Consider the following 17879-nt stretch of genomic DNA (forward strand, 5'->3'; position numbering starts at 1 on the left):
TCGAGTGATTTTGAGGTACGAAAATCGTACGTCGACTTCGCTCATTAGAACTATCGAGAACTAATTTAAATGCAATAACTAAAAAATTCCTAAGAAAAAGTGTTTTTTCTATAGACAAGCAAAGAAAACTAATAAACCATGATAGGAGAAAGTAAACTAAACACATACCATACACAGAAAGTAGTAGAAAAATGAAAAACAACCTGTAACAGGTTTAGAATTTTGTAAGTAAAGAAACGGTAAAAATTACACAACAATAAGCAGTAAACTAAAAACAGAGAACTAAAAATAATTGTATTTTTACCTCAACAATTCAATACTATGATTTCACAAGAACAATTTAATAAAGAGTTAGATTTAATTATAGCAAATGCTATTAGAGAAGATATAGGAGATGGGGACCATACATCATTATCATGCATTCCTGCCGATGCAACAGGAAAAGCAAAATTATTAGTAAAAGACGAAGGTATAATAGCCGGAGTAGAATTTGCTAAAATGGTGTTTAACTATGTAGATGCCGATTTAAAAGTAGAAACGTTGATTAATGATGGTTCACCTGTAAAGTACGGAGATATTGTTTTTTATGTATCAGGAAAATCACAGTCTATTTTAATGGCAGAACGTTTGGTACTAAACGCAATGCAACGTATGAGTGCTATTGCAACCAAAACTAAGTTTTTTGCCAATTTGTTAGAAGGAACCAAAACCAAGGTGTTAGACACTCGTAAAACCACACCAGGAATCCGTGCTTTGGAAAAATGGGCGGTAAAAATAGGTGGTGGTGAAAATCACCGATTTGCTTTATACGATATGGTAATGATTAAAGACAATCACATTGATTTTGCTGGCGGAATTACACAAGCTATTACGAAAACTAAGAAGTATTTAGCTGAAAAAGGGCTGGATATTAAAATAATTGTAGAAGCACGAAGCCTAGAAGAAATTGAAGAGATTTTACAAAACGAAGGTGTATACAGAATTTTGATAGATAACTTTAATTATGAGGATACCCGTAAAGCAGTTGAGTTGATTGGAGAGCAATGTTTAACAGAATCTTCTGGAGGAATTAATGAAAAGACCATTAGAGAATATGCAGAGTGTGGGGTTGATTTTATTTCGTCTGGAGCCTTAACACATTCAGTTTACAATATGGATTTAAGCTTAAAAGCTGTTGATTAATAAAGAATAGTCATTACGAGTGAAACGAAGTAATCTTAACAGGTAATTACGTTCACTTTAATTTGAATAATAAAGACCAAAACTCATGAAACCGATATGCTTTAAATAATCATTAAATATTCAGCAGAATGATTATTTTAAGTATCAAAGGTTACATCTGACCAATAAAAAACAATAAAAATAAACAGATGAAAAAACAACTATTACTCATAGCAACGCTAGTAGTAGCTATGTCGTGTAAAACAGAGCAAACTAAAAAAGAAACCACTTCAAACATGGTAGAAAATCCATTATTAGTAAAAAGTTCTTTAGATTTTGGAGCACCAGATTTTACTAAAATAAAGAACGAACACTTTATGCCTGCAATTTTAAAAGGTATGGAAGTTCAAAATGAAGAGATTGCTAAGATTGTAGCAAACACTGAAGCGCCAACTTTTGAAAATACCATTGTAGCGTTAGAGGAAAGTAGTAAAACATTAGACAATGCTACATCGGTTTTTTATGCATTAGCAGGAGCGCATACAAATGATACGATTAAAGAAAATCAAAAAGAATTAGCGCCTAAGTTTTCTAAACACAACGATGAAATTTTATTAAACACTAAGTTGTTTGAAAAAATTAAAGCGGTACACGATAATGTAGAAAATCTTGATTTAGATGCTGAGTCTAAACACTTGGTAAAAGAGTATTACAAAAACTTTGTAAAAGCAGGAGCAAACTTATCTGAAGAAAAGAAAAACGAGTTAAAAGAAATCAATGCTGAGTTAGCAAGTTTATCTAACGACTTCGGAAAAAAGTTATTAGACGCGAGTAAAAAAGGAGGTTTAACAGTTACCGATAAAGAGCAGTTAAAAGGACTTTCAGAAGAAGCAATTAAAGGTTTAGAAAAAGACGGAAAGTACGAAATCCAACTGATTAATACCACACAACAACCTTTATTACAAACTTTAGAAAACAGAGAAGTTCGTAAAGAATTGTTTGAAAAATCAATTCACAGAACAGATGCAGGTGAGTATAACACAAGCGACTTGGTAAAGAAAATGGCATCGTTACGTGCTAAAAAAGCGCAAATCTTAGGTTTTGACAACTATGCAAGCTGGAGTTTACAAGGAACAATGGCATCTACACCAGATAAAGTTTTTGAAATGTTCAACGGATTAATTCCAGGGTCGTTATCAAAAGTAGCTGCTGAAACGAAAGAGATTCAAGCAGAAATCAACAAAGAAGGAAACGATTTTACTTTAGCACCATACGATTGGAATCATTTTGCTGAAAAAGTGCGTAAATCTAAATACAACTTAAATGAAGACGAGGTAAAACCGTACTTTGAGTTAACCAATGTATTAGAAAAAGGGGTGTTTTATGCAGCTACAAAATTATACGGAATCACCTTTAAAAAACGTACCGACATTCCTACCTATCACCCAGATGTAGTAGTGTATGAAATCTTTGAAGAAGACGGAAGCAAGTTAGGATTATTCTATGGAGATTTCTTTGCAAGAGACAGTAAGCGCGGTGGCGCGTGGATGGGAGCTTTTGTAAAACAATCTAAATTAAGAGGACAAAAACCAGTAATTTACAACGTTTGTAACTACCCTAAACCAGCAGAAGGAGAACCAGCATTAATCAGCTTTGATAATGTAGAAACTACCTTCCATGAGTTCGGACATGCGTTACACGGTTTATTCGGAAATCAAAAATATGCATCAATTTCAGGAACAAGTACGGCAAGAGACTTTGTTGAGTTTCCTTCGCAATTCAATGAAAATTGGTCAACACATCCAGAGGTATTAAATAATTACGCCTTACATTATAAAACAGGAGAAGTGATTCCAGATGCGTTATTACAAAAAATTAAGAATGCAGGAACGTTCAATCAAGGGTATTCAATTATTGAAAACTTAGCATCTTCTAATTTAGATATGCAATGGCACACCATATCAGCAGATACGAACATTGAAGATGTAGCTAAATTTGAAGAAGAAGCATTAGCTAAAATGAAGTTAAAGATTGATGAGGTGCCACCAAGATACCGTTCAACATATTTCGCGCATATTTTTAGCGGAGGATATGGTGCAGGATACTACTCGTATTTATGGACAGAAATGTTAAGTCACGATGCGTACGATTGGTTTAAAAACAACGGATTGTTAACTAGAGAAAACGGTCAGAAGTTTAGAGAGCAAATCTTATCGAAAGGAAACACAATGGACTATGCAGAAATGTATAAAGTTTTCGCAGGAAGAGATCCACAAGCTGAACCAATGTTAAAAGCGAGAGGGTTACAATAAATGAATGACTTTTTTGATAACGAAACATTTACAAAAGTTGATTTTACACTAACAAAAATCAACAAAGGAGAATATGACAGCTGTACGTTCGAGAATTGCAATTTCGAGAACGTACATGCTTCAAATATTGAATTTTTAGAGTGTGAGTTTATCAACTGTAATTTTAGCAATACAGTGGTAAACCACACTTTTTTTAAAGATTGCACTTTTGAAAATTGTAAAATGGTTGGGGTAAAGTTTAATGAATGCAATAACTTTTTGTTAGAAATGAGCTTTCATAACTGCCAACTAAACTTATCTTCTTTTTACCAATTAAAAATTCCTACTACAAAATTTATAAGTTGTAATTTGCAAGAAGTAGATTTTGTTGAAGCTGATTTAAGTAGAGGTCTCTTTAAAGATTGTGATTTAAAAGGAGCAATTTTTGATCAGACGAATTTAGAAAAAGTAGATCTTACAACTGCCACTAATTTTGCAATAGATCCTGAAAATAATAGTATTAAAAAAGCTAAATTTTCCAATGAGAATATTGTAGGATTGTTATATAAATATGATATTGTGGTGGAGTAATGTGGTTGGGGTTATTGAAGTGGCAAAGATGCTGAGAAGTGAAGTTAAAAAGTTGCTAAATTAAAAGCTAGAAGCCAAGAGCAAAAAGCTAACTACAAACAAAAGAAAATGACAAAACCAATAGAAGATAACCTTGAAAAGATTCCAGTAATAAACAGGTTGGTAGCCTTTGGAAAGAAAATTAAAATTCCGGGGTTAGAAGGAATGTCTTTGTATGATGTACTCGAAATGTATGTTATCGGTATTGTAAAAGGAGCATTAACAACAAGGGCAGGAGGTATTGCTTTTAGTTTCTTTATGGCAATCTTTCCATTCTTATTATTCATTTTAACACTCATTCCATACATCCCGATTGAAGGTTTTCAAGAAGGGCTACTTTCATTAATGCAAGAAGCATTGCCACCTAAAACCTTTGAAGCGGTAGATTTTGTGATAAAAGATATTATTAACAATCAATATGGCGGATTGTTATCATTCGGTTTTTTAGCTTCTATTTTTTTAATGACTAACGGAGTAAATGCTATATTTGGTGGATTTGAATATTCTTATCATGTAAAAGAAATGAGAAGTGTTTTTAAAGCCTATTTTATTTCTTTAGGCGTATCGTTACTTATGTCTTTTTTCTTAATCGTTACCGTAACACTGATTATCTTTTATCAAATAGCATTGACAAGAATCCATAAGTTTGGGTGGTTAAATACAGGAGATTTAGATTTGTTTTACTACGGAAGAGGTTTCTTGTTTCTTGTAATGATTTTTACCATTGTATCCTTACTTTTTAGATACGGAACCAAGCAAGGTAAAGATGTAAAATTCTTTTCTCCAGGAGCTATTTTAACCACTGTTGTTTCGATGTTTACGTTTTACTTATTCGGAATTTATGTAGTGAAATTTGCTCAGTATAACCAATTATATGGTTCAATAGGAACCTTATTGATTTTAATGCTTTTTGTATGGTTAAACGCAATTATTCTGCTTCTAGGTTTTGAGTTAAATGCTACGATTTACCGTTTAAAGCGCAAAAATAAAGCGAGAGCTAAATAACATTTTTCTTCATATTTTTTCGGATATTTGCAGGCTAAAACGCAAATCAAATTACGAATTTTTAATTACGAATTATCAATAAGTTCATAATTAAAAATTCATAATTCATAATTAACAAAAAAAATGAAACCAGGAATCCCAAAAGGAACAAGAGATTTTTCATCAACGGAAGTAGCAAAGAGAAACTATATTTTTAATACGATTAGACATTCGTTTGAAAATTTCGGATTTCAACCTATTGAAACGCCAAGTTTTGAAAACTCTTCTACATTAATGGGAAAATATGGAGAAGAAGGGGATAGATTGATTTTTAAAATCTTGAATTCAGGTGATTATTTAAAGAAAGTAGATGAAAACCTATTGGCAGATAAAGACAGTCAAAAAGTTACGTCGAAAATTTCTGAAAAAGCATTGCGTTACGACTTAACAGTGCCGTTTGCACGTTACGTAGTACAACACCAAAACGAAATTATATTTCCGTTTAAACGTTATCAAATTCAGCCAGTTTGGAGAGCTGATAGACCTCAAAAAGGACGTTTCCGCGAGTTTTATCAATGTGATGCCGATGTAGTAGGAAGTAAGTCGCTATGGCAAGAAGTTGAGTTTGTGCAATTATATGATACCGTTTTTAGTAAGTTAGGATTAAATGATACGACTATCAAAATCAATAACCGAAAAATCTTATCTGGAATAGCTGAGGTAATTGGAGCATCAGACAAATTGATTGATTTTACAGTGGCTTTAGATAAGTTAGATAAAATAGGAAAAGACGGTGTGGTTAAGGAGATGTTGGAGAAAGGAATTTCTGCTGAAGCCATTGAAAAAGTGGATCCGTTATTTAACTTTTCAGGAAGTAATCAAGATAAGTTAGCTTCTTTAGAGGATATGTTACAAGGGTCGGAAGAAGGATTACAAGGAGTGGCCGATTTAAGAACTGTGGTTGATAATGTAGAAAGTATTGGATTAGCTTCGGCAAGCTTAGAATTAGATGTAACCTTAGCTAGAGGATTAAACTATTACACAGGAGCTATTTATGAAGTAGCAGCACCTGAAGGTGTAAAAATGGGTTCTATTGGTGGTGGAGGTCGTTATGACGACTTGACAGGTATTTTCGGTTTAAAAGATGTTTCAGGAGTAGGAATATCTTTCGGATTGGATAGAATTTACTTGGTTATGGAAGAATTAGGACTGTTTGAAGCAGTAGAATTGCCAAAACCTAAAGTATTGTTCTTAAACTTTGACGAAAACGAGAGTTTAGATAAAATAAAAGCCATAAAAACATTAAGACAAAACAATATTAAGTCAGAAATGTATCCAGATGTGGCAAGCAGTAACAACCAGCAAAAAAAGCAATGGAAGTATGCTACAAATAGAGAAATAGAGTTTGTAGTTACCACTGTTGAAAACGGTACGCTTGTTGTTAAAAATATGTCGACAGGAGAGCAAACTACTTGTTCTTTAGACGAATTGATAAATAAAGTGCAGTAAATTACCAACAATGTTGTAAATTTGCGCCCTACTAATTTTAGATAGAAATGTTTGAAGTGAACAACAACAAAATGAATGACGATAGAATTGACGAAATAGGAGAGAACCACATTGCTACGTCGGCTAAAACACCTTTACGTGCAGATGCTTTCGATATTTCTGACGAAGAAAAAATAGAAAGAATTCAAGAAAGTGTTAAAGAAATTCTTGAAACTCTAGGAATGGACTTAACAGACGATAGCATGCAAGGTACTCCTAAAAGAGTTGCAAAAGCTTTCGTAAATGAGTTGTTTATGGGATTAAACCCAAAAAACAAACCAAAGGCATCAACATTTGACAATACCTACAAGTATGGTGAAATGTTAGTTGAAAAAAACATTATTGTATATTCAACATGTGAACATCATTTATTACCAATTATTGGTAGAGCTCACGTTGCGTATATTTCAAATGGTAAAGTAATCGGTTTATCTAAGATGAATCGTATTGTAGAGTATTATGCTAAGCGTCCGCAAGTGCAAGAGCGTTTAACAATGCAAGTAGTACAAGCAATGCAAGAAGCATTAGGAACGCAAGATGTTGCTTGTGTTATAGATGCTAAACATTTATGCGTTAATTCACGAGGAATTAAAGATATTGAAAGTAGTACAGTAACTGCTGAGTTTGGTGGAGCATTTAAAAACAAAGAAACCAAGCGTGAATTCTTAGATTACATAAAATTAAACACTGATTTTCAATAGAAAATAAGTTGTGAATAAATAAAAAGCTCATTCGAAAGAATGAGCTTTTTTATTTTATGCTTTTGCTTTAAATCTCTTATATCCAGTAAAAAAGAAGAATAAACTAAAGATAATTTTTATACCTAAATAAAAATATTTATCAGTTGTAGTCCATGAAAAAAGCAATTTGTATATTTCTTTATTTTCTAAGAATTGAACAATACCATCAAATAATATTACAATACCAAAAATAAGATAAAAATAAGGCATTACTTTACTCATTATTGAACAGGGATTTTTATTTCGTATAGTTTTCTACTACGGTTATTTAACTTATTTTCACGTAACCAAGAATTATGTAGCTTCAGGTCTTTGTATGTAGTTCCGAACTTTTTAGCAAACAAAGCAATATTAGTAATAGCAGTATCTACTTTTACAGTATAAGTTTCAGGTAGTGTGTATAGATCTTCTTTATCAAAAGAGAAACCGTATTTTTCTGGGTTAGATATAATCTCTTTTAAAGCCAAGATTCTAAAAACGTAACGTTCAGTCTCATCAGGTAATAAAGCATCGTAATAACTAGTTACTCCTTGCTCATCTAATCTTCTAGAAACACCATAGTTACCCGCATTGTAAGCTGCAGCTGCAAGTGTCCATGAACCAAAACGTTCTTTTGATTTCTTTAAATATTCAGCAGCTACTTTGGTAGATTTTTCTATATGGTAACGTTCATCAACATTACTATTAATTTCTAATCCATATTCTCTTCCTGTTTGCTTCATAAAGTGCCACATACCAGCAGCGCCCGCATGTGATGTTTCATCAATAAATCCACTTTCAGCCAAGGCTAAAAATTTAAAATCGTCAGGTAAGCCATATTTTTCTAGTAGAGGTTCTAAAATAGGAAAGTATTTATTAGCACGTTTTATAAGTAACAATCCGTTAGACTGCCAATAAGTGTTTACCAATAGCTCGCGATCCATTCGTTCTCTAATGTCAGGTTTTTCAATAGGAACTCGTTCTCCAGCTAAATTTAAATCGTTAGGTAGTTTTAAAGCTTTAACCTCATAGCTTTCTGCCACATTTTTAATGGTAGGTTCGTTTGATTTACTTATAGTATTGGTAAATAAAATTCCAACAAATACTATAGTTAAGATAGATAAGAAGCGGATTGATTTGTTCATTTGTTCTTTTAGTTTTTGTCAAGTTGTGTAATGGTATTAATCCATCAAAAAACATTCCTTTTTTAATATTTCAGAAATAGTTTTTGCCTTTGTCAGTATCATCACATGTGTACCATTTTCAACTTCAATTGCGTTTTTGATATACTTTATAGGAAAAACCTCGTCTTTTTTTCCATGAATATGTATTATTCCAGGAATCGATTTTTCTTGTTCCCAATGTAATACGTTGTATATAGCCCATTGCAAATACTTTTTATCTCTTATGGATAAATATATTTTATATAGCTCAGCTCGTTTTTTTAAATAATCATTAAAAAAGTAACGTTCATAACTTTCAATATTAGAAATAACTTTAGAAGGGAAAAGTTTATAGGCTTTTGTTATTTGTGCTAATTTAAAACGTTTAGGAAACTCTTTATTGTTCTTAACACTAGAAATTATAATTATTTTTTTACAATTAATAATTTTACTCATTTCTTGTACCATAATACCTCCAAAAGAAACTCCAATTAATACAGGGTTTTTATGTTGGATTTTAGCACACAATCGTTGGGCGTATTCTTCAATACTTTCATCGATAGATGTTGGAAGCATCCAATCTAAAAAGTGTAATTCAAAATGTTCTTCTGGTAAAGAAATACGCTCAAATATTTTGGTATTGGCAGCTAAACCAGGAACAAAATATAGGTGAGTTTTAGGCATTATTCAATAAACTTTTTGTCTAATAAAATACCATCTATGTATTCATGTATATCAATAAGTTCATCAGGAATATCTTTCCATAAGCGAATTAAGATTTGTTTTCCATCATGAACTATATAGGTACTAGATAAATCGGGTATTCTAGGATTGTTATAAGCGTCTTTAAAATTTTTAAAATCCTTTTTAGCAAGTTTTTCGTTTAACTCTTGTAGTTGTTTTTCAGAAAGCGTAAATTTCTGAATACCTTTTACAAGTACATATTCTACTCCGTTGTAAACAACGCTTCCTTCTTTATCAATGGAAACAGTATATACTGGGCAGTCACCAAAACATTGAGTTTTAGTAATTCTTAATAGATTGTTTTTTTCTTCGGAAATAATGTTAGTTAATTTTTCTTCCGTATTGGCATCAATCAATCTGAACTCACCACTTTCTTGTAATTTATCAATCCAAAAATCACGTTTCCCTTCTGGAACTTCAACAATACCTATTTTTGAAGCATCTGTTTCATAAGCCATTTTACTCCAAGTTAAACCGCTATTTTTTATAAGTGATTTTACATCATCAATACTTTTAGCGTTTTTAAGAACAACAATCAGTTGATTTTGAGAAGCTATAGGTTTAGTAGCTTCTTCTTTAGCAATTATTACTTTTTCAGTAGGCTCAGCTAGTTTAGTTTCAGAACCTTTTTTTGGAATACCACAAGAGATTCCTGTAGCTAAAAAAGAGTATAATAAATACTTCATAGGTAGTTTTTTTGATTGAGTGAACTAGTTGACAAGTTAAGCAATAACTTCAGTATCCACAAAATCAAAACGAACTAAACCATCTTCATCAATTTTTGTTAACGTAACTGTGTGTAATGTATTTACTAATTCAGGATTCCAAGGAGCTTTAACCTTTACGTAGTTTTCGGTAAATCCATGGATATACCCTTCTTTGTTTTCACTTTCAAATAAAACAGTTAACGTGTTACCTAACTGACTTTCATAAAAAGCTCTACGTTTTTTAACAGATAATCCGCGCAGCATTTTACTTCGTTTTGCACGTGTTTTCTTTGGAACCACACCATACATTTCAATGGCTTCAGTATTTGGTCTTTCAGAATACGTGAAAACGTGTAAGTAAGAAATATCTAAATCAGCTAAATAGTTATAGGTTTCTAAAAATAATTCATCTGTTTCACCAGGGAACCCAACAATAACATCTACACCAATACAAGCGTTAGGCATTACTTCCTTAATTTTTGCAACTCTATCAGTATATACTTTACGTAAATAGCGACGCTTCATTTTCTTTAAAAGTGTGTCACTTCCTGATTGTAGAGGAATGTGAAAATGAGGAACAAACGTATTTGAGTTGGAAACAAAATCAATTGTTTCATCTTTTAATAAGTTAGGTTCAATTGAAGAGATTCGTAAACGGTTAATTCCTTCTACTTTATCGAGAGCTTGTACCAACTCTAAAAAGGTATGTTCGTGCTTTTTGTTACCGAATTCACCTTTTCCGTAGTCACCAATATTTACTCCTGTTAAAACAATTTCTTTAATCCCTTTTTCAGAAATTTCTTTGGCATTTTTCAATACATTTTCTAAAGTATCACTTCGAGAAATTCCACGAGCTAGCGGAATGGTACAGTAAGTACATTTGTAGTCGCAACCATCTTGCACTTTTAAGAAAGCACGGGTACGATCTCCAATAGAATACGAACCTACATAAAAATCGGCATCTTCAATTTCACAAGAATGTACTTCACCAATATCATTTTTGGTTAAGTCGTTAATATAGCTAGTTACATTAAACTTTTCCGTAGCACCCAATACCAAATCTACACCATCAACAGCAGCTAATTCTTCTGGCTTTAATTGTGCATAACATCCTACACCAATAACAAAAGCTTCTTCATTTTTCTTTAAAGCAGATTTTACAATACTCTTAAAGCGTTTATCAGCATTATCTGTTACCGAACAAGTATTAATCACATATATATCAGCTTCCTCTTCAAACTCAACACGCTCAAACCCTTTATTAACAAAGTTTCTGGCAATGGTTGAGGTTTCTGAAAAATTTAATTTACAACCTAAGGTGTAAAAAGCTACTTTCTTATCTACATTCATCTTTTTTCTATCCTAAATAAAAAACAAAAGCCTTGTACAAGTCTTTAATTTTTTAGAAGTTCGTATAGTTTATTTAATCTACGACTGCTTAAAGCAGTTTTGGGTTTGCAAAAGTACGATAATATTCATGATTTTTGAAACGAAAAGATTACTTATTCGAAAGCTTCAAGTTGTTGATATAGAACCTTTTTATGAGCTAGAAAGCAATCCGAAAGTATTGCAATATGCAACAGGGGAACCTAAAAATTTAGAAGAAAGTAAAGAGGATTTAGAACAACTTATAGCACGATATACTAATAAAGAAAATGATTTTTGTATATATGCCATAGAATGTAAGTCAGACAATGAATTTTTGGGTACGGTTGCTTTGGTAAAAGATGAAGAAGGCAATGATGAAATAGGATATAGGTTTATAGAACGATACTGGGGAAATGGTTTTGCAACTGAACTTTGTGAAGGATTAATAAAGTACTGTAAATCGGTAGGAATGAAAAAACTTATAGGGTGTGTGGTGGATAAAAATGTTGCTTCCGCTAAAATATTAGAACGATTCAACTTTGTTGCGATAGAGAAATTTATAAGTGACGATATTGGCTTACCAGAAACTAAATATGAACTAATTTTATGATAGTAGATAATTTAAAACTTCCGTATTACGCAGTAATTTTCACGACAACTCTTTCAGATGATACAGAAGGATATTATGAAATGGCTGAAAAAATGGACAATTTAGCTAAAGAGCAAGATGGGTATTTAGGTGTTGAGTCGACAAGGAGCAATGTAGGCATTACGGTTTCTTATTGGGAAAGTTTGGATGCTATTGTAAAATGGAAAAATAATGTTGAGTATACTGAAGCTAGAAATAAAGGAAGAGAAAGGTGGTATAAAAAATATCAACTGCGTATATGTAAAGTTGAACGAGAGTATGGGGTTGAAAAAGGTTAATAGATAGATAGTAAATTTATGTATGCAGCACTAAATAAATTTTTAAGTAAGTTTTTTAAGAAAAGTACCATATTTAAGTATGGGTTTAACTTATCTCCCATGTACAAAAGGTCTACAGGAAAAATAATATATGTATCTGATGACTTATTGAATGTGAAAGTGAAAATTCCTATTAGTTATAAAAATAAGAATTATGTGGGATCTATATTTGGAGGAAGTTTATTTTCGGCAACAGATCCAATTTATATGATTCAATTAATTAATATTTTAGGAAATGACTATGTTGTTTGGGATAAAAGTTCATCTATTAAGTTTATAAAACCTGTTTATGAAGATGGCTTAATAGATTTTATTTTTTCTACTGATGAAATTGAAGAAATAAAGAAGAGAATAGAAGTAGAGAAAAAAATAGATTTGATTAAAGAGCTAGAAATAGTAAGTAAAGATAAATCTACTGTTTTTACAAAAATTGATAAAACCATATACATTGCAGATAAAACGTACTATAAAAATAGACGAAAGAATAAATAATTTTTTATTGGTTCTTATAGCTTTATTAGTTATAACTTCTTGTAAAAAAGAAAAAAGTAATTTTACTGATAAACAAGTTTTTCGCTATAATGAGCATTCAAATATTACCTCATTAGATCCTGCTTTTGCAAAAGATCAGCGAAATATTTGGGCAGTAAATCAGCTGTATAATGGATTGGTAGAATTGGATGATAGTTTACAAGTACAACCTTCGATAGCAAAAAACTGGACAGTTTCTGAAGATGGAAAAACCTATCAGTTTGAGTTAAGAAATGACGTGTTATTTCATAAGCATGAGTTATTTGGAAAAGATTCTACGAGAAATGTAATAGCCCAAGACTTTGAATATTCTTTTAATAGATTACTTGATAAGAATGTAGCGTCTCCAGGAGGATGGGTGTTACAAAATGTTGCTGATTTTAAAGCAGAAAGCGATTCAGTTTTTACAATTAATTTAAAGCAGCCTTTTCCACCTTTTTTAGGGCTGCTGGCTATGAAATATTGCTCGGTTGTACCAAAAGAAGCTATTGATTATTTTGGGAACGAGTTTAGAGCAAATCCGATTGGAACAGGACCTTTCCATTTTAAACTTTGGGTAGAAAATACAAAGTTGGTATTGAGAAAAAATCTACTCTATTTTGAAAAGGACGAAAATGGAAAACAACTTCCGTATTTAGAAGCAGTAGCAGTTACTTTTTTACCAGATAAACAAAGTGAGTTTTTACAATTTATTCAAGGAAATATCGACTTTATGAAGAGTTTGGACGCTTCGTATAAAGATGATATTCTAAACACTGATGGAACTTTAAAAGAGAAATATGCTTCTACAATCAATATGCAAACAGGAGCGTATTTAAACACAGAATATTTAGGAATTTACTTAGATGGAGAAGAGAAACATCCAACAAAATCAAAATTGATACGACAAGCCATCAATTATGGTTTTGATAGGGAGAAGATGATTAAGTTCTTAAGAAACGGAATTGGGAGTCCTGCTACAAGTGGATTCATCCCGAAAGGATTGCCTTCATTCAATAACCAACAAGGATATTCATACAAACCTGAAGAAGCAAAGAAGTTGATAACGCAATACAAAGAAGAAACAGGAAATGAGAATCCACAAATAGCCATTACAACAAATAGTAACTATTTAGATTTGTGCGAGTTTATTCAACGTGAATTACAGAAAATAGGAATAGTAACTAAAGTAGATGTGATTCCGCCTTCAACCTTGCGTCAAGGAAAAGCAAATGGAAAGTTGCCTATTTTTAGAGCAAGTTGGATTGCCGATTATCCAGATGCAGAAAATTATGTATCCTTATTTTACAGCAAAAATTTTACTCCTAATGGGCCTAACTATACGCATTTTAAAAATGATTTTTTTGATACTTTGTATGAACAATCTATCAAAGAAGTAGATGTGAAAAAACGCTATAAACTATATCAAAAAATGGATAGTATTATTATTGCTGAAGCACCAATTGTACCGTTATATTACGATGAGGTAATTCGCTTTACACAGAAAAATGTTACCGGTTTAGGAATTAATCCGATTGATTTGTTAAACCTAAAAAGAGTACAGAAAAACTAAGTGTTACTTTTTGTTTCGTTCCAGTAATAGCTGTCAGGGTATATTCGTTCTCCAAAAATAGCTGTTCCAACACGTACAATAGTAGCGCCCTCTTCTATAACAATTTCTAAATCACCACTCATTCCCATAGAGAGTTCATTCATTTCTACATTAGGAATTTGTAGTGCTTTAATCTTTTCTTGAAGTTGTTTTAAAAGTTGAAAACATTTTCGAATTTCATCTGATTCCGAGCTTAGCAAATCAATGGTCATTAATCCTTTGATATGAATATTTTTAAACTTAGAAATTTCTTTCACAAACTCAATAGTTTCCTCTGGTTTGGCTCCAAATTTACTTTCTTCAAAAGACGTGTTTACTTGTATGTATACATCAATTTCTTTTCCTTCAAAAGTTAAACGTTGATGCAATTTTTGAGCTACAGATAAGCGATTGATAGATTCAATACAACTATCCCATTTTATAACTTCTTTAATCTTATTACTTTGTAAATGACCTATAAAATGTACTTCAGGTTGGAGGTGTTTTATTGCATTACATTTTTGTTTTAGCTCTTGTACTTTGTTTTCACCAACAAGAGATTCACCTTGCTATAAAGCAAAATTTATTTTATCAGTATTTACTGTTTTTGTAGCTAGTAACAATCGAACATCTTCTGGGTTTCTATTGGCTTTCTTACAAGCAAATTGTATTCTTTGATGAATAATGTTGATGTTGTTTTGAATATTATCCATTTACTAATTGATTGTTTAGTTCTTCTTTTTCAATAATTTTATTTTTTACAGCTCGAAGAGTAATGTCTTTAGCTTCTGCATACGATATATCATACATACGACTTACTTCTCTAAATTCTTCCGGGAATTGTTGCAGTAATGTTTCGTAATAGCTGTCTAAGTCTGATTCACTAGGTGCTTCGAATTTTAGTTTTAATTGAAAACGTCTTAAAAGAGCAGTGTCGATAACACTAGAGTGGTTCGTAGCAGCAATTAATAAAACATCATTTGGAAGTTGATCCACAAGTTGAATTACAGTATTAACCAATCGTTTCATCTCACTAGAATCTTTACTATCGTAATCTCGAGCTTTACCGATGTAATCAAACTCATCTAAAAATAAGACAGCACTTTCTCGAGTTGCTTTTTTAAAAACTTCGGAAATATTTTTAGCTGTTTCACCAAGTTTAGAAGAAACAATGCTGCCCAAATTAAGTATGATAATTTTTTTATCAAGCTTTTTAACAATAGCCTTTGCAGTGGTAGTTTTACCACAACCAGTATGTCCGAATAATAAGATTTTATTATCAACAGGGAGTTTGTATTGATTCAAAACAGCTACGTGTTTAAATTCTTTTAGTAGTTGCTGTAGCGTTTTTTTGTTTTCATTGCTAAGATGAACTTCATCTAGCTCTACAGTTGTTTCTTTCGATTGAAGAATCAGGTTATGTATAGCCATTTTTGTTGATTTTTTTGGTTTACAAATATACTAAGAGCTATCAAGAAGAAGTAGTAGAGAGTTACATTTTAAAACAATCTTAAGGTAAAATAAAATAGGAAGTTGGTGTTTTTTGAAGTGAAAAAGTTCTGTAATTTTGACAGTCTTAATTGTTTCAGAAAAAAGAACGTATAATTGAAAGTATATAAAAATTGTTTTAGGAAAAATAGAAAGAAAAAAACTGCCTTAAAGCAAATAGTTTTAGGAATGTTTTTTCTATTCAGTTATAAGCTGTTTGCTCAGTCTGAAATGCAAAGTTTCAAGGCTTTTGGGGTAAATCCAACGATACCTAACGATTCACTTTTTAAAAACATTAATCAAGCAAAGGATTTTAAAACAAAGTATGTTGCTACCTATGATCTTATTGAGTTTCATCAACAAAAAGGGAATATAGATTCAATCATATATTATGGGCATAAACTGTATACTGAAACTACTAATGAAAAACTTTTATCGAAGAAAGAAGAGTACTTATCTAAGGTTTCTTGTGCTATTGCTGAAGGAAAACTAGAAAAAGGGTTGTTTGATGAAGCGTTAAAGTGGTTTTTAAAAGGAATAGAACATTCTAAAAAGAATTTTGATGATGAGCTTTACGTTAAAAACAGAATAGGGTTAGGAGTTGTAAAATATGTTAGAGGAAAGGAAGAGGAAGGAAAAGAAATTATAGAAGAATGTATTGAAAACGCTCCTAATGAAAAACTAAAACACGACGGTTTTTTTGAACTCGGGTTTATTTATTATACTAAAAATGAGTTAGAAAAGGCAAAAGAAAATTATAATAAAGCAAAGTTGTTTTACGTTTCTGAAGGATATTTAAAAAAAACGTTAGAAGTTGATTTATGGCTTAGTAGAATATTAGAGAAAGAAGATAATATTAAAGAGGCTTTAAATGTTTGTTATAACGTCTTTAATGAGTCTCTTTCAAAAGGTTTTTTTACCCTCTATGCAAAGACAGGGAATGTACTTGGTGGATTTTATTTAAAAGAGAAAGACTACGATAATGCAAAGAAAATTTTATCAACTGTTTATATAAACTCTATTCAATGGGGGAATTTAGAAATAGAAAGAAGAGCCGTTTTAGGACTTCAAAATGTTTATGCTGAAACTGGAGATTTTAAAAATGCTCATGCTTTAATGACTCAGTTAAACCGTGTAAATCATAAAATACTAATTAGTCAAAACAGGCAGCAGGTAAATGAATTAGAAGTTCAATACCAAACATTAGAACAGCAACAAGAGATAGAGCGACAAAGAACAATAAAAACAAATATTTTAATAGGTTTTCTAATTGTTTTAATTCCTGTACTAGGCTTGTTGTATATGTATTATCAAAAACTTCAAACACAAAGTAAGCTTACCAAAACCTTAGAAGAGGTTAGTCAACAAAAAATAACAGCACTGTTAAAAAACCAAGAGTTAAAATTGGTAAAAGCTTCGTTAGAAGGTCAGAATAATGAAAGAAAACGTATTGCGAGAGAGCTTCATGACAGTATTGGAGGAAATTTGGCAACTATAAAACTACAATTATCAAACGAAGCCAAACTAGAAAAAGGAAACCTTATTAAGCAGGTTGATAATACTTACAATCAGGTAAGAGAATTGTCTCATAACTTAATGCCTAAAAAGTTTAAAGATTCTGCGTTTACATCAATAATTTCAGAATATATAGATAACGTAAAGAATTTGTCTAGTGAAGAAGTAACACTACAAATTCACCCAAAAGAAGAGGTTGATAAGATTGAAGAAAATTTAAAAGTAGAGCTGTACAAAATAATTCAAGAATTGCTAACAAATGCTTTAAAGCATGCAAAAGCAACTCAGATAGATATTCAACTTTCCGTATTTAATAATAGTATAAAGTTACTTTTTGAAGATGATGGGGTAGGATTTGATCAAGAAAAAGTAAAGTACGGACTTGGCTTTCAAAACTTAAAAGATAGATTAAAAATCATTAAAGGAGAAATGTTTATAAATGCTTTTCCTGATAGAGGAACGGTAATAGATATAGATGTACCTTTAAATTAATG

At 31.4% G+C, this 17879-nt stretch carries 17 protein-coding genes and 1 pseudogene; 11 read left to right on the forward strand and 7 right to left on the reverse strand.

Annotated elements, in window-relative coordinates; genetic code table 11:
* Positions 1 to 321 precede the first annotated feature (321 nt).
* From nadC to folE, 6 genes are all read left to right on the forward strand, one after another.
* On the forward strand, positions 322 to 1182 hold the full coding sequence (gene nadC, locus Q0663_RS04435) for a carboxylating nicotinate-nucleotide diphosphorylase (RefSeq protein WP_299006962.1): 861 nt from the start codon (positions 322 to 324) through the stop codon (positions 1180 to 1182).
* Between the two features lie 188 nt (positions 1183 to 1370).
* Positions 1371 to 3473 carry a M3 family metallopeptidase gene (locus Q0663_RS04440; RefSeq protein ID WP_299006965.1) on the forward strand — a complete coding sequence of 701 codons (2103 nt, stop codon included), beginning with the start codon at positions 1371 to 1373 and terminating at the stop codon, positions 3471 to 3473.
* Positions 3474 to 4043 (forward strand): pentapeptide repeat-containing protein, encoded by a 570-nt coding sequence (locus tag Q0663_RS04445; RefSeq protein WP_299006968.1) that lies wholly within the window; start codon positions 3474 to 3476, stop codon positions 4041 to 4043. It begins immediately after the preceding gene.
* Between the two features lie 108 nt (positions 4044 to 4151).
* Entirely contained in the window at positions 4152 to 5087 is a 936-nt protein-coding gene (locus Q0663_RS04450; protein ID WP_299006971.1) for a YihY/virulence factor BrkB family protein, read from the forward strand.
* A 123-nt stretch (positions 5088 to 5210) separates the two neighbouring features.
* Complete coding sequence (gene hisS / locus Q0663_RS04455; protein WP_299006974.1) at positions 5211 to 6575, forward strand: histidine--tRNA ligase; 1365 nt, start codon at positions 5211 to 5213, stop codon at positions 6573 to 6575.
* Positions 6576 to 6622: 47 nt separating this feature from the next.
* Complete coding sequence (gene folE / locus Q0663_RS04460) at positions 6623 to 7315, forward strand: GTP cyclohydrolase I FolE (RefSeq protein ID WP_299006979.1); 693 nt, start codon at positions 6623 to 6625, stop codon at positions 7313 to 7315.
* A gap of 54 nt (positions 7316 to 7369) precedes the next feature.
* On the opposite strand, the gene Q0663_RS04465 is transcribed toward folE, so the two are convergent.
* Genes Q0663_RS04465 through mtaB form a run of 5 tightly spaced genes read right to left on the reverse strand, consistent with a single transcriptional unit; the run spans position 7370 to position 11297 of the window.
* Entirely contained in the window at positions 7370 to 7576 is a 207-nt protein-coding gene (locus Q0663_RS04465) for a hypothetical protein (protein ID WP_299006983.1), read from the reverse strand.
* A complete protein-coding gene (locus tag Q0663_RS04470) occupies positions 7576 to 8478 on the reverse strand; it encodes a lytic transglycosylase domain-containing protein (RefSeq protein WP_299007013.1) in 903 nt (300 codons plus the stop codon). Before Q0663_RS04470 ends, Q0663_RS04465 begins: the two co-directional genes overlap by 1 nt.
* Positions 8479 to 8514: 36 nt before the next feature.
* Positions 8515 to 9180 carry an alpha/beta hydrolase gene (locus Q0663_RS04475; RefSeq protein WP_299007016.1) on the reverse strand — a complete coding sequence of 222 codons (666 nt, stop codon included), beginning with the start codon at positions 9178 to 9180 and terminating at the stop codon, positions 8515 to 8517.
* Positions 9180 to 9926, reverse strand: coding sequence for a DUF6438 domain-containing protein (locus Q0663_RS04480; protein WP_299007019.1), 747 nt, complete (start codon positions 9924 to 9926; stop codon positions 9180 to 9182). The genes Q0663_RS04475 and Q0663_RS04480 overlap by 1 nt, the downstream gene beginning before the upstream one ends.
* 36 nt (positions 9927 to 9962) lie before the next feature.
* Positions 9963 to 11297 (reverse strand): tRNA (N(6)-L-threonylcarbamoyladenosine(37)-C(2))-methylthiotransferase MtaB, encoded by a 1335-nt coding sequence (gene mtaB / locus Q0663_RS04485; RefSeq protein ID WP_299007022.1) that lies wholly within the window; start codon positions 11295 to 11297, stop codon positions 9963 to 9965.
* A gap of 127 nt (positions 11298 to 11424) precedes the next feature.
* Between mtaB and Q0663_RS04490 the strand changes: the two genes are divergently transcribed.
* Genes Q0663_RS04490 through Q0663_RS04505 form a run of 4 tightly spaced genes read left to right on the forward strand, consistent with a single transcriptional unit; the run spans position 11425 to position 14364 of the window.
* The gene (locus Q0663_RS04490; protein WP_299007028.1) at positions 11425 to 11925 is read left to right on the forward strand and encodes a GNAT family N-acetyltransferase; all 501 of its coding nucleotides are present in this window, start codon (positions 11425 to 11427) and stop codon (positions 11923 to 11925) included.
* Positions 11922 to 12242, forward strand: a complete 321-nt coding sequence (locus Q0663_RS04495) for an antibiotic biosynthesis monooxygenase (RefSeq protein ID WP_299007030.1) — start codon at positions 11922 to 11924, stop codon at positions 12240 to 12242. The genes Q0663_RS04490 and Q0663_RS04495 overlap by 4 nt, the downstream gene beginning before the upstream one ends.
* An 18-nt stretch (positions 12243 to 12260) precedes the next feature.
* Complete coding sequence (locus tag Q0663_RS04500) at positions 12261 to 12773, forward strand: DUF4442 domain-containing protein (RefSeq protein WP_299007033.1); 513 nt, start codon at positions 12261 to 12263, stop codon at positions 12771 to 12773.
* A gap of 16 nt (positions 12774 to 12789) precedes the next feature.
* Positions 12790 to 14364, forward strand: coding sequence for an ABC transporter substrate-binding protein (locus tag Q0663_RS04505; protein WP_299008065.1), 1575 nt, complete (start codon positions 12790 to 12792; stop codon positions 14362 to 14364).
* On the opposite strand, the pseudogene Q0663_RS04510 reads toward Q0663_RS04505, so the two are convergent.
* Both Q0663_RS04510 and Q0663_RS04515 read right to left on the reverse strand, forming a co-directional pair.
* A pseudogene (locus Q0663_RS04510) lies at positions 14361 to 15095 on the reverse strand (YggS family pyridoxal phosphate-dependent enzyme). The gene Q0663_RS04505 and the pseudogene Q0663_RS04510 sit on opposite strands and share 4 nt — an antisense overlap.
* Positions 15088 to 15813, reverse strand: a complete 726-nt coding sequence (locus Q0663_RS04515) for an AAA family ATPase (protein ID WP_299007036.1) — start codon at positions 15811 to 15813, stop codon at positions 15088 to 15090. Before Q0663_RS04515 ends, Q0663_RS04510 begins: the two are co-directional and overlap by 8 nt.
* 246 nt (positions 15814 to 16059) lie before the next feature.
* Here Q0663_RS04515 and Q0663_RS04520 point away from each other — a divergent pair, with 246 nt between their 5' ends.
* A complete protein-coding gene (locus Q0663_RS04520) occupies positions 16060 to 17877 on the forward strand; it encodes a sensor histidine kinase (RefSeq protein ID WP_299007038.1) in 1818 nt (605 codons plus the stop codon).
* Positions 17878 to 17879: the final 2 nt, after the last annotated feature.

It is taken from the genome of uncultured Tenacibaculum sp., assembly GCF_947504135.1.
Classification (GTDB): domain Bacteria; phylum Bacteroidota; class Bacteroidia; order Flavobacteriales; family Flavobacteriaceae; genus Polaribacter.